This window comes from Chryseobacterium sp. KBW03, assembly GCF_003852415.1.
Classification (GTDB): domain Bacteria; phylum Bacteroidota; class Bacteroidia; order Flavobacteriales; family Weeksellaceae; genus Chryseobacterium; species Chryseobacterium viscerum.
On the sequence record NZ_QAJO01000011.1, the window covers coordinates 72,851 to 85,022 of the forward strand.

A 12,172-nucleotide genomic window follows, 5' to 3' on the forward strand; every position below is an offset into this window, starting at 1 on the left:
AGGGAAAATTAAATTCCGAAAGCGGTTTTAATTTCCTCTACTTTGTCTAGTTTTTCCCAAGTAAAGAACTCAAGACCTTTCAATGTAAGTTCTTTTTTATGTCCTTTATTGAATGTTTTATCAGCTATATAGTGCTCTTTACCCATATGTCCGTAAGAAGCTGTTTCCTGATAAATAGGATTTCTTAATTTTAAGTTCTGCTCGATAGCATAAGGTCTTAAATCGAAAATTGTAGAAACTTTTTTAGCGATATCACCATCGTGAAGATCTACTTTTGCTGTTCCGTAAGTGTTGATGTATAAACCACAAGGCTCAGCCACACCGATCGCATAAGAAACCTGCACCAAAACTTCATCAGCAACTCCTGCTGCCACTAAGTTTTTAGCAATATGTCTTGTAGCATAAGCAGCACTTCTGTCTACTTTAGAAGGATCTTTTCCAGAGAAAGCACCACCACCGTGAGCTCCTTTACCTCCATAGGTATCAACAATGATTTTTCTACCTGTAAGACCAGTATCTCCGTGAGGTCCTCCAATAACGAATTTACCTGTAGGGTTGATGTGATATTTGATCTGATCGTTGAATAAAGCCTTGATTTCCTCAGTCTGTTGTGCAACGACTCTAGGAACCAAAATATTTTTAATGTCTTCACGGATCTTGTTCAGCATTTCTTCTTCATTTCCGAAGTCATCATGCTGAGTAGAAACCACGATAGAATCAATTCTAACAGGTTTGTGATCATCAGAATACTCAATCGTTACCTGGCTCTTTGCATCCGGACGAAGATAAGTGATTTCCTTATTTTCTCTTCTGATTGCAGAAAGCTCTTTAAGGATTGTATGGGCAAGGTCCAATGCAAGAGGCATATAGTTTGCCGTTTCATTGGTAGCATACCCGAACATCATTCCCTGATCTCCGGCTCCCTGTGCATTTGCTTTAGCTTCGAAAGATTCGTCACTTACTGCTCTGTCAACTCCCTGGTTGATATCAGGTGACTGCTCATGGATTGCGGAAATAACTCCACATGAATCTCCATTGAACATATATTCTCCTTTTGTATACCCTATTCCATTGATTACTTCTCTGGCAATCGTCTGTACATCAAGGTAAGCATCAGATTTTACTTCTCCTGCCAGTACCACCTGTCCGGTAGTTACAAGAGTTTCACATGCTACTTTAGAATTTTTATCGTATGCTAAAAAATGATCGATAAGTGCATCGGAAATTTGATCGGCGATTTTATCCGGATGTCCTTCTGAAACTGATTCAGATGTAAATAAATAAGACATATAATTCTTTTGTTTTTAAAGATTTAAAAAAAATAATTTGTAGAAAAATATGAAATAAAATTGCCCAGAAAAAAGAATACTATACTGTTTTAGCATTTTTTTATAGAGGTTGCAATCAGGTCAAATTTTTCCTCGTAATAAACGTCAGCAAAGTTAAGTACTATTTTCGTAATACTCAAAAATTTTGTTTATTAATTATGATATTATTTAAATTAATGATTTCTATCACTTTAAAGCATTTTCACTACTGAGGCTTTATGCTTACAAATTCTTTAGGACTTGCATGATAATTCAGCTTAAGTTCCAAAGCAGTTTTGATAGAATGTGACAATTCATCAATAATTTTTTGCTTAAAGGTAGGCTTGTAGTAAATAATGCTGATTTCTCTGTATGGGAAAGGCTTTTTAAATCTGAAGACATTTTTCTTCTGCTCTTCAGAAAGCTGGCTCAAAGCAAGTTCCGGCAGTATACTGATTCCTCCTACTTTATCTACCATATGTACCAAAGTCTGGATATTGGAAGCTAAGAAGTCTAAATTTTTAGGTTTCAGTGTGTTTTCTTTCAGATGACAGATATTTTCAAACTGATTTCTAAGGCAGTTTCCTTCTTCAAGAAGCCATACCTTTTCTACATTCAGATCTTCAGGAATGATATAAGAATTCTTTTTATTAGCTTCAGTATTGGAACTGTAGATCATCAGTTCTTCATTGAATAAGAAATCCTGATAAAACTCATCCGCGGTATCATAAGGAGTAGAGATAATTCCCGCATCCAGCTCTCCGGCTTTCAAAGCTTTAATAATATTATCAGTAGTCATTTCTTTTACATTCATCTGGATCTTTGGATTATCCTCAAGGAATTTGAAGATTTCCGTAGGCAGAATAAAAGATGAAACAGTAGGAATGATTCCCAGGTTGATGGTTCCTCCCAGAATATTATTCAAAAGGTTTGCTTTGTTTTTCAGCTCATTGACAGATTCTATTATAACCTTAGCCTGATCAATAATCTGCAGCCCTACATCTGTAGTACGAATCGGGTGGGTAGTCCTGTCGAACACCTTCACATCCAGTTCATCCTCAAATTTCTGTATCATGGCACTTAACGTAGGTTGGGTAATAAAACACGCCTGAGCGGCTTTACCAAAATGTTTATACTTATCAACAGCGATAAGATACTCCAGTTGCTGAATGTTCATTTGATTAATATTATCTATTACAAAGATATAACGTTTTTGCTATTAGCAATTAAAAATTCAAGTAAATTTGACATTCATTACCTTTACACTCGGATTTAGAAAAACAAAAAACATTTATACAAATCATCAATGATATGGATTCTAAAAAATTAACGTTAAGTAACGGCACGCCTTATTTTGAGCATCAGGATTCACAGACGGTAGGACCAAGAGGCCCGGTATTGCTGCAAGATTTTATCCTTCAGGAAAATCTTGCCCATTTCGTTAGGGAAAGAATTCCTGAAAGGATTGTGCATGCCAAAGGAAGCGGAGCATACGGGACCTTTACCGTAACTCATGATATCAGCCAGTATACGAAAGCAAAACTGTTCTCACAAGTTGGAAATTCATGCAGAATGTTTGCCCGATTTTCTACTGTAGGAGGAGAAAAAGGAAGTGCAGATACCGCAAGAGACCCAAGAGGATTTGCCTTAAAATTTTATACAGAAGACGGAAACTGGGATCTTGTAGGAAATAATACGCCGGTATTCTTTATTAAGGATGCAAAAAAATTCCCGGACTTTATTCATACTCAGAAAAGACTTCCAAAAACCAATTTGAAAAGTGCCACCATGATGTGGGATTTCTGGAGTTTAAATCCTGAATCTCTTCATCAGGTCCTTATATTAATGTCAGACAGAGGTACCCCTTACGGATACCGACATATGCATGGCTTCGGATCTCATACGTTCTCTATGATCAATGATAAAAATGAAAGAGTATGGGTGAAATTCCACTTCAAGACAAAACAGGGGGTGAAAAATTTCACAGATGAAGAGGCGGGAAAAATGGCGGGTGAAAATCCGGACTTTGCACAGGAAGATCTTTGCAACGCCATTGAAAATGGAGATTTCCCAAAATGGACCTTATACATCCAGGTAATGACTGAGGAACAGGCAAAAGATTTCAGATGGAATCCTTTTGATGTGACAAAAGTATGGTTCCATGATGATTTCCCTTTGATTGAAGTAGGAGAAATGGAGCTTAATGAAGTTCCTGTTAATTATTTTGCCCATGTGGAGCAATCTACTTTCTCACCAAGCAGTCTGATTAACGGAATCAGCTTCTCACCGGACAAAATGCTGCAGGGAAGATTATTCTCTTATCCTGATGCACACCGATATAGAGTTGGAGTGAACTCGCATCAGCTGGAGGTAAACAGATGTCCTTTTGCAGTCAACAACTATCAGAGAGATGGCTATATGGCAGACTCAAGCCATTATCAGGATAAACCTAATTACCATCCTAACAGCTTTGATGACATCCAACCGGATTCCGATTATAAAAATTACGAATATGAGCTGGACAGTGCTCATGTTGCAAGCTATAACAGAAATGATAACGACAGTGATCATTATACTCAGCCCGGACTTCTTTATTCAAAAGCAATGAATGCAGAAGACAGAGATCATCTGATCAAAAACATCATAGGCAGTATGAAGGGAATCAGCGGACCTAAAAAAGATGAGATCATTAACCGACAATTATGTCACTTTTTCCGTGCCAATATTGAGCTTGGCATGAAAGTAGCTTCTCAACTAAATGTTAATATTGATGCAAATATGATGAATCATTCCAAATAATCATATTGAACAATAAATTAAAAAAAAGGAAAAAAAAAATAAGATTTTTTCCTTTTTTTTGTAAAAAATTCATAATTTGCAAAGGATGATATTTTAAAGTGGAAAAATGAGTTACGAAAATATATTATTAAAAAAAGAAGATAAATTATCTATTATTACCATAAATAGACCTGAAAGTTTAAATGCTTTGAATGCAAAAACAATTCAGGAAATCAGTGCCGCAATGGATGAGCTCAATGCTGATACTTCCTGCAGGGTAATTATTCTTACCGGAAGTGGAGAAAAATCTTTCGTTGCCGGAGCTGATATCAAGGAATTCAGTGATTTCGGACAGGAAAAAGCTGAAGAATTAGCGAGAAACGGACAAAATACATTGTTCAATAAAATTGAAAATATGTCCAAACCTGTCATTGCAGCCGTAAACGGATTTGCATTAGGGGGAGGTTTAGAGCTTGCCATGGCATGCCACATCAGATATGCATCGGAAAACGCCAGACTGGGGCTTCCTGAAGTAACTCTTGGATTAATTCCGGGATATGGAGGAACACAGAGGCTTCCAAAGCTTGTCGGAAAAGGTATTGCCAACGAAATGATCTTCTCTGCCAAAATGATTCCTGCCCAAAAAGCAAAGGAAATCGGACTGGTAAACGAAGTATACCCTATCGAAGAATTATTAACTAAAACGAAAGAATTAGCGAACACCATTGCCCACAATTCACCTATGGCAATATCTAAGGCTATAAATGCCGTAAATTTATCTGATACGGATAAAGGTTTTGAAACTGAAATCAAATATTTCGGAGAACTTTTTGAAATGGAAGATAAGAAAGAAGGAGTTACTGCGTTTCTAGAGAAGAGAAAGCCTAACTTTTAATCTTTCAAAAGATTTTAATCCAAATTATTTCGAAAAAAAACAATGCTGCGGTATGAATAAGTTTGATAAAGCTTATCTAAAAATGGCTCAGGAATGGGCAAAACTCTCCTACTGTAAGAGAAAACAGGTGGGAGCTCTTATCGTAAAAGATAGGATGATTATTTCAGATGGTTACAACGGGACTCCTTCGGGATTCGAAAACTGCTGTGAAGATGGAGAAGGGAGAACACACTGGTACGTATTGCATGCTGAAGCGAACGCTATATTAAAGCTGGCCGCTTCTACTCAATCTGCAAAAGGGGCAACGTTATATCTGACGCTGTCTCCCTGCAAAGAATGTAGTAAACTGATTCTGCAGGCAGGAATTGCGAGACTGGTGTATATAAATGAGTATTCGGATGACGATGGAATATCGTTCCTGAGAAACCATAATATTGAAATAGAACAAATATCTGACTGTGAACTAAAAAAATAAGCACAAATGACTTGGGATGAAAAGATCAAAGATTTTGAAATATTTCTTCGTTTTGAAAGAAATTTTTCAGAAAACACACTCGACGCCTATGTTCGGGACATTAAGAAATTAAAAGATTACGCAGAAGAAGATCTGGCAAACGTCGGTCCAGATTCTATCGGTTACGAGAACCTGCAGGAATACATTTTCAATCTTTCCAAACAGAAATTCAGTGAGAGATCACAAGCAAGATGGATATCTTCCATCAAAGCATTTTTCAAATTTCTGCTGGAGGATGAGTATCGAGAAGACAACCCTGCAACGCTACTTGAAGGTCCTAAATTGGGACTATATCTACCTGATACTTTAAGCCTTACTGATATCAACAAAATCATTGCTGCTATTGAGATGAATACCGATCTCGGAAAAAGAAACCACTCCATTATAGAGGTTCTATATGGCTGCGGGCTTCGCGTTTCTGAACTGATTGATCTGAAGATCTCCAATATCAACTTTAAAGAGCAATACATCAAGGTACACGGAAAAGGAAACAAAACCCGTTTTGTTCCTTTGGCCGATTATACCGCTGATCTGCTTGAAAATTATATCAAGGAGGTACGTTCAAAAGGTAAGATCAACAAGAAATATGAAGACACTCTGTTTTTGAACAGCCGTGGAACATCGATGTCCAGAGTAATCGTATTTCTTATTATCAAAGAACTTACAGATAAAGCTGGGGTTAACAAAAAAATATCACCACACACCTTCAGACATTCTTTTGCCACCCATTTATTACAGAATGGGGCAGATTTACGTTATATTCAGGAAATGCTGGGACACTCCAGTATTACTACAACGGAGATCTATACGCATCTGAAAACAGAAGAATTAAGGGATGTTATTTTAAGTTATCACCCGAGAAATATTAATATTGCTCAATGAAACTATTGAAATATTGTCCAAGCTGTGGCAAAGAGACTCTACACTGGGACGGCGAAAAAAAATGGAGCTGTCCGGAATGTGGTTTTACCCTGTATAACAACGTGGCAGGCGCTGTAGCGGTTGTCATCAGATGTGGTGACGAAATTTATCTTACCAGAAGAAACAGAGACCCTAAGAAGGGAAAACTTGATCTTGCCGGAGGATTTGTTGACCCCAAAGAAAGTGCAGAAGAAACCTGTAAAAGAGAGCTTTTTGAAGAACTTCAGCTTGATATTGATATTTCAAACCTGAAATACCTTACCAGCCTTCCGAATATTTATGAATACAAAGAAATTGACTACAATACAATCGATCTCTTTTATGAGTATACTGTTTCGGAAAAGTTTGAGGTAAATCTTGAACTCTCTGAGATCTCAGAAGCAGTTTGGATCCCTTTACAGGATCTGAATCTTGAAGATATTGCTTTTGATTCTCAGAAGAGATTTTTTGAGAAGTATTTAAAGAAATAATTTTTGTAATATATATTCTCTCGCAGATTTTGCAAATTGAGCAGATTGTAACAATACATCATCTGCCTGATCTGTAAAATCTGCGAGAGTTTTTTATGATGTAAATTAATAGGTTTTATTCTTCAGCATTTCTTCAAAATACTGAATCAGCAATGCTCTTTCCGCCTCTGAAAGGTTGGCTTCTTTATGATAGACAATATATCCCGGCATTGGCATTGTCTTGTTTTGGATAGTCTGAACAACCTTAGTAAGCATACTTTCCTTTAAATCCTTATTATACGTTTCCCAGGTAGAAAAATTAATATGTTCGCGGCCTTCATTCACATGGCTTTTTACCGACCATGACACAGGAGCAATAAAAGCATATTTCGGATAGACTGTTTCATTGGAATGACAGTCGTAGCATGCGTTTTTAAGCAGTGTTGCTATCTTTTCAGGGGTTTTCTTTGCGACGACAAAGTTCTTGGCAGAATCAACAGGCTGATTAGTCCTGTCAATAGGAACAAACTGAATAAGGGCAAAGCCCACCAATATCCAAAATATGATTTTCTTAGCCATCTTTTTCTGCTTACTTTGCCGGAGTTAAAACGGCATTACCGGATTTAAATTCTTTTTTCAGCGGTTGTTTCGTTGCTGTATTTGTAGCAGGCAGCGGGGTTTCAGATACTGAAGTAGAGGTTGAAGCTGGTACCTCCGGAGCTGCTGTTGCTGATTTAGGACTATCAAGAGTTCTGGTATCCTTCAAATCCCAATTTTCTCTTGTTTCCCACAATCCTCTGACGATTAATTTTTTATAGAAAATATATGCATCTTCAGCGAAAATATCATTCGCAAAATCGGCTTCGTCCCAATATTTGTTTTCATTGTTATCAACCAGTATTCTTACAATGTATTCTCCTGGCTTCAGAATATCAAACTTTACATTATCTCCTTTTATGTATTTCTGATACGCTATTTTATCGGAAGAATCTACCAGCTGGATCCAGTAACTGGTAACCGGAGCATTCTGAATAGAGAATTCAACACTTCCAAACTGATCTGCTTTAGCAATATCAAAATCGAAACGTTTTGATTGGGTATTTTTTGCGTAGAATGAAGATACGGTTTCCTTAGGAACAGTAAGTTCATAGCTTTTCCCCATCACAAAATCCGATTGAACATGGATCTGGTAAGGGTTAGTTTCTGAAATTTTAGCGGTGAATGGTAACGTTGTTAAGCTGTCTCCTTTAATCTTTAATGTCCATTTTGAAGGATCAATTTTATCTACGATATAGTTTGATGCAATTTTTAAGTCTGCTTTTGGAGCCAGTGAAGTTCCGTCGTTATCACTAAAGACATCCATCGCATTCTTCTTATTGTATTTGTAAAATAAAGAAACGCTGTAGGCACTGTCTTTTTTTATCCCTTTATTATGAGTAAATGTGAGTTTTTCGTTGGCTGTCTGCCCCACATCATCTTTTACTGCATCAAACCATATTCTCACAGAGTCGGATTTTGGATTGTGCATTATTTTGATATCTTTTAATTTTTCATTCAACGACTGAACTTTTACTTCATCCGGATGACCTTCAAATGTCATTAAAATACCTCCTGCAATCTCTTTCATCTCTGAATACTTCACAGGTTTTTTGGAAGGGTATACCTTTAAGTTCAACCCAGAAATAGACTTTTCAATATCTACAGGATCTTTTTGAAATCCAACTTTTTCTTTTCCCGGATCGTACATAGAATTCCCGTTCTCGTCATCAAAAGCTATAATTTTATACTTTCCAGGGGTCAGATAGTTTAATTCATAATATCCATCTTCATCTACCTTGGTGATATAGTAAGGCTTTTTCTTGTAATCCATTGTATCTTTTACCTGATACAGCCCAACTACCAGCTTATTTTCAGTTGTTGTTGTCGTCTTCTTTTTGATATCGAACGCATCTCTTACCTCACCGCTGATATAAAGATCATCCAGTTTATCTCCTGTAGAAAAAGCAAAATTGAAATACCTCAATATATTTGACTCGTTATTATCTACAATTGAATTTCCGAAATTGAAATTATAAGTCGTATTGGCCTGAAGTGTATCTGTCCATTGGATCAGTACAAATTTATTGGCAATATTGGAAGGAAGAATCCTTGTTATATTTTTGATAGGCGGCGAAATAATCAGGTTTTTATTGATATCCTTCAATGTCACATACTCATCAAAATCCAGACGGAGTTCGTGAATATCTTTTTTAACATTAATTCTTGTAGTATCAATGTTTGCGCTTAAAAATTTGGGTGCCAGAGTATCTTTAGGCCCTCCGACAGGAGATCCTACTCTTGCACATGAGTGTACAAGAAAACAGATAACGAATAATAAAAGAAACCTTTTCATGAAAATGTTTAAGCAAAAGTAAACATTATTCTCCAAAAACTTCCTGTCCGGAATTTAAAGTATCTTTATTGTCGTTCATAACTGTATGAAGCTTCTCCTTTTGTAAAGGGAAATCCTCGAATAATCCTGACAATGCAAGGGCTGTATATACTTTGTTTGAATATTTGTTTCCAATCGCAACAATGGTTACTTTAGATTTTAAAAGGTGGGCAAATACCGAATTGGTCCCATGCCACCATCCATTGTGATAAGTCAGTTTTTCTCCGTTATCAAATATTTTCATTCTGAATCCGAGTCCATAATTATTCATTCCCATCTTTTCATTGCTATATGGGGTAAATACCATCTGCATCAATTCAGGTTTCAGGAAGTTTTTTGAAAACATTGCTTTTGAGAAATTGTATAAGTCTCTTGGTGTAGTGTACACATTTTTATCACCATAAATAAGATCAAGCCTGTCCAGAGGATAAAGCTTGTTTGCCCCATAGTAGAAAGACTGTGAAGCGGTAGGAATATCTTTTTCCTGGAAGATGTAAGTATGAGTCATTTTCAACGGAGTGAAAACCATTTCTTTCATGGCTTGCGGAAAAGGAGTGTTGGTCACTTTTTCAATCAATAAAGCCAATAAAGCAAAGTTGGTATTGCAATACATAAATCCAGTATCCGTATCTCTCGCCAGATCAGGTTTATATTTGATAATCATATTCAATACATCCTGATTGGTAATAAACGGCTTGGATATTTCTGCCGGAGCAGGCTGTATTTTAGTAATAAAATATTCGTATTTCGGAAGACCGCTTCTTTGATCCAGTAAAGTCTGAACGGTAACATTCGGATAAGGGAACCCTGGAAAAAACTGGGTAAGGTGATCGGTAAGTTTTATTTTTCCAGCCTCTACCAATTTCATCATCGCCATTGCTGTCAAAGTTTTTGAAACTGACGCTACGTGCAGAGGTGTATTTTTATCAATCGGCATCTGGTTTCCTTCTCTTCCGAAACCTCTGTAATTTTCATAGAGAATTTCATCTCCTTTGGCCACAAGAATTCCACCGCTAAGGTCGCTTCCTTCCCAAATTTTCTTATAATACTGATCTATATAGCTTACTGTTGTCTGCCTATTCAAAAGCTGGCCATCACCTTTCGTGAAAACACTTCCGAGGTCCACATCTCCATAGTTAGGAAGATTGGTCGTGTTTTCAGCTGAAACATCTTTAGCTTCAGTCTTTTTTTTACAGGAAAATATTGATAAAAGAACAGTTAGGATAAGTATAAAATTACGCGTCGTCATGAGATTCAAAATGAGCGGCAATTTAATAAAACTCGAAAATAAATAATAAATAAGAGAGGGACATTATGAATTATTTAACATAAATAAGAGGAAAAGTAAAATTTTGAAAAGGTGAAACAGCTAAAAGGTGAAATAAAAAAGAGGGCAAAGGAAGCAAATAAGTGAACTTACCAATTTGCCTCCTCAGCTTTCTTAGCTTGTTAGTCTAGCAATACGAAGCTACAATTTTATCTACAATAAACTGAGCCAGCTTTTCTTTACTCTGATGTGTCCAGCCGGCGATATGCGGCGTTAGAATTGCTTTTTCAGATTCAAGAAGGTATTTTAAGTCTTCATTTTCTACTTCAATATTCTCGAAAGAAGACTTTTCGTATTCCAATACATCCAGACAGGTACCTTTTACTTTTCCTGATTTCAACGCTTCTACTAAACTTTTAGTTTTCACATTCTTTCCTCTTGCTGTATTCACAAAATAAAAGTCGTTTTTCATTTCTGCGATGAATGTTTCATCAATAAGATAATGAGTTTCCGAAGTCAAAGGAATATGCAAGCTTACAACCTCTGCAGACTGCTTCAGCTCTTCCAGAGAAACCTGTGTACCATATTCATCTGAAAGACCCGGAAGAATATCGTGGAAGATCACTTTGCATCCGAATCCGGAAAGTCTTTTGGCAGTAGCTTTTCCCATATTTCCATATCCGATCAATCCTACTGTTTTTCCCAGTAACTCGTCTCCTCTGTTTTCTTCACGTAGCCAGATGCCGTTTTTCACTTCCTGAGAGGCAATAAAAAGCCTGTTCATGATGACAAGCAGCATTCCTACCACATGTTCTGCCACAGAATCTCTGTTTCCTTCCGGAGAATTGATCAATTGGATGCCCAGCTTTTCAGCAACAGGAATATCAATATTTTCCATACCGGCGCCTACTCTTGCAATAAACTTCAGGTTCTTCCCTTTTTCCAGAAAGTTTTTGTCTAATGGAATACGGCTTCTGATGATAATCCCATCGTAATTCTCAATTTTATCACAAACCTCATCATAGGACGACGTAAAATCCTCTTCCAAAATAAAATTTTGAGCCAAAAGCTGCTCGGTAATAAGAGGATGATTTTTATCTAAAAGAAGTATTTTCATAGTTTAAACACAAATGACACTAATTTATTTCACAAATAACACAAATTATAAAGGACCGTTAATCACTCTCCTAACTCCATTTTTAAATTGAATTGTATTGAAGTTGATCAACATTCCAAGTTTACAATGGCTTAAGCGGAGATAGGTAAGTATTTGCGTCAGGTGAATATCATGTAATGACTCCACAGATTTTATTTCCAGCACAAATTTTTTCTCAATCAGAAAGTCAAGCCTATAACCAACATCCAACTTTACCTCATCATAGATTAATGGCATTGGCTTTTGCCTTTCTACAAGAAGATTATGTTTATTTAATTCATAAAACAGGCATTCTTCATAAGCACTTTCCAAAAGTCCCGGTCCTAAAACTTTATAAATCAAATATCCTGATTCATAAACAATTTTTGATATATCATTTTATGAAATATCCATTTGATTATTTTTTCATTTTATGTGGCAGAAACCATTTGTGAAAATTCGTGCCAAACATTTG

Annotated in this window: 12 protein-coding genes; 5 read left to right on the plus strand and 7 right to left on the minus strand. The window is 36.5% G+C overall.

What is annotated here, in order from left to right; translation table 11 throughout:
- Window positions 1-8: 8 nt before the first annotated feature.
- Both metK and DBR39_RS19120 read right to left on the minus strand, forming a co-directional pair.
- Entirely contained in the window at window positions 9-1,289 is a 1,281-nt protein-coding gene (metK, locus tag DBR39_RS19115; RefSeq protein ID WP_124535751.1) for a methionine adenosyltransferase, read from the minus strand.
- 244 nt (window positions 1,290-1,533) lie between these two features.
- Window positions 1,534-2,484 (minus strand): LysR substrate-binding domain-containing protein, encoded by a 951-nt coding sequence (locus DBR39_RS19120; RefSeq protein WP_103234933.1) that lies wholly within the window; start codon window positions 2,482-2,484, stop codon window positions 1,534-1,536.
- A gap of 134 nt (window positions 2,485-2,618) precedes the next feature.
- Between DBR39_RS19120 and DBR39_RS19125 the strand changes: the two genes are divergently transcribed.
- The 5 genes from DBR39_RS19125 (at window position 2,619) to DBR39_RS19145 (ending at window position 6,885) form a co-directional block, all read left to right on the plus strand.
- Entirely contained in the window at window positions 2,619-4,106 is a 1,488-nt protein-coding gene (locus tag DBR39_RS19125) for a catalase (RefSeq protein ID WP_124535753.1), read from the plus strand.
- A gap of 106 nt (window positions 4,107-4,212) precedes the next feature.
- Window positions 4,213-4,980: an enoyl-CoA hydratase/isomerase family protein gene (locus DBR39_RS19130; protein ID WP_124535755.1), complete on the plus strand. Its 768-nt coding sequence runs from the start codon at window positions 4,213-4,215 to the stop codon at window positions 4,978-4,980.
- A 52-nt stretch (window positions 4,981-5,032) separates the two neighbouring features.
- On the plus strand, window positions 5,033-5,455 hold the full coding sequence (locus DBR39_RS19135) for a deoxycytidylate deaminase (protein ID WP_124535757.1): 423 nt from the start codon (window positions 5,033-5,035) through the stop codon (window positions 5,453-5,455).
- Window positions 5,456-5,461: 6 nt separating this feature from the next.
- Window positions 5,462-6,376 (plus strand): site-specific tyrosine recombinase XerD, encoded by a 915-nt coding sequence (gene xerD / locus DBR39_RS19140; protein ID WP_103232641.1) that lies wholly within the window; start codon window positions 5,462-5,464, stop codon window positions 6,374-6,376.
- The gene (locus DBR39_RS19145) at window positions 6,373-6,885 is read left to right on the plus strand and encodes an NUDIX hydrolase (RefSeq protein WP_124535759.1); all 513 of its coding nucleotides are present in this window, start codon (window positions 6,373-6,375) and stop codon (window positions 6,883-6,885) included. The genes xerD and DBR39_RS19145 overlap by 4 nt, the downstream gene beginning before the upstream one ends.
- 105 nt (window positions 6,886-6,990) lie before the next feature.
- Here DBR39_RS19145 and DBR39_RS19150 read toward each other — a convergent pair whose 3' ends face one another.
- From DBR39_RS19150 to DBR39_RS19170, 5 genes are all read right to left on the minus strand, one after another.
- Window positions 6,991-7,443, minus strand: a complete 453-nt coding sequence (locus DBR39_RS19150) for a heme-binding domain-containing protein (protein ID WP_124535761.1) — start codon at window positions 7,441-7,443, stop codon at window positions 6,991-6,993.
- 10 nt (window positions 7,444-7,453) lie between these two features.
- Entirely contained in the window at window positions 7,454-9,256 is a 1,803-nt protein-coding gene (locus tag DBR39_RS19155) for an Ig-like domain-containing protein (protein ID WP_124535763.1), read from the minus strand.
- Window positions 9,257-9,281: 25 nt separating this feature from the next.
- Entirely contained in the window at window positions 9,282-10,544 is a 1,263-nt protein-coding gene (locus DBR39_RS19160) for a serine hydrolase domain-containing protein (RefSeq protein WP_124535765.1), read from the minus strand.
- 205 nt (window positions 10,545-10,749) lie between these two features.
- The gene (locus DBR39_RS19165) at window positions 10,750-11,679 is read right to left on the minus strand and encodes a 2-hydroxyacid dehydrogenase (RefSeq protein WP_124535767.1); all 930 of its coding nucleotides are present in this window, start codon (window positions 11,677-11,679) and stop codon (window positions 10,750-10,752) included.
- 45 nt (window positions 11,680-11,724) lie between these two features.
- Complete coding sequence (locus tag DBR39_RS19170; protein ID WP_228447881.1) at window positions 11,725-12,090, minus strand: GxxExxY protein; 366 nt, start codon at window positions 12,088-12,090, stop codon at window positions 11,725-11,727.
- Window positions 12,091-12,172 lie beyond the last annotated feature (82 nt).

Coding starts and splice junctions, on each gene's coding strand:
- DBR39_RS19135 (WP_124535757.1), top strand. CDS start 5,033: ATGAATAAGTTTGATAAAGCTTATCTAAAAATGGCTCAGGAATGGGCA.
- DBR39_RS19155 (WP_124535763.1), bottom strand. CDS start 9,256: ATGAAAAGGTTTCTTTTATTATTCGTTATCTGTTTTCTTGTACACTCA.
- DBR39_RS19150 (WP_124535761.1), bottom strand. CDS start 7,443: ATGGCTAAGAAAATCATATTTTGGATATTGGTGGGCTTTGCCCTTATT.
- DBR39_RS19145 (WP_124535759.1), top strand. CDS start 6,373: ATGAAACTATTGAAATATTGTCCAAGCTGTGGCAAAGAGACTCTACAC.
- metK (WP_124535751.1), bottom strand. CDS start 1,289: ATGTCTTATTTATTTACATCTGAATCAGTTTCAGAAGGACATCCGGAT.
- xerD (WP_103232641.1), top strand. CDS start 5,462: ATGACTTGGGATGAAAAGATCAAAGATTTTGAAATATTTCTTCGTTTT.
- DBR39_RS19165 (WP_124535767.1), bottom strand. CDS start 11,679: ATGAAAATACTTCTTTTAGATAAAAATCATCCTCTTATTACCGAGCAG.
- DBR39_RS19130 (WP_124535755.1), top strand. CDS start 4,213: ATGAGTTACGAAAATATATTATTAAAAAAAGAAGATAAATTATCTATT.
- DBR39_RS19160 (WP_124535765.1), bottom strand. CDS start 10,544: ATGACGACGCGTAATTTTATACTTATCCTAACTGTTCTTTTATCAATA.
- DBR39_RS19120 (WP_103234933.1), bottom strand. CDS start 2,484: ATGAACATTCAGCAACTGGAGTATCTTATCGCTGTTGATAAGTATAAA.
- DBR39_RS19125 (WP_124535753.1), top strand. CDS start 2,619: ATGGATTCTAAAAAATTAACGTTAAGTAACGGCACGCCTTATTTTGAG.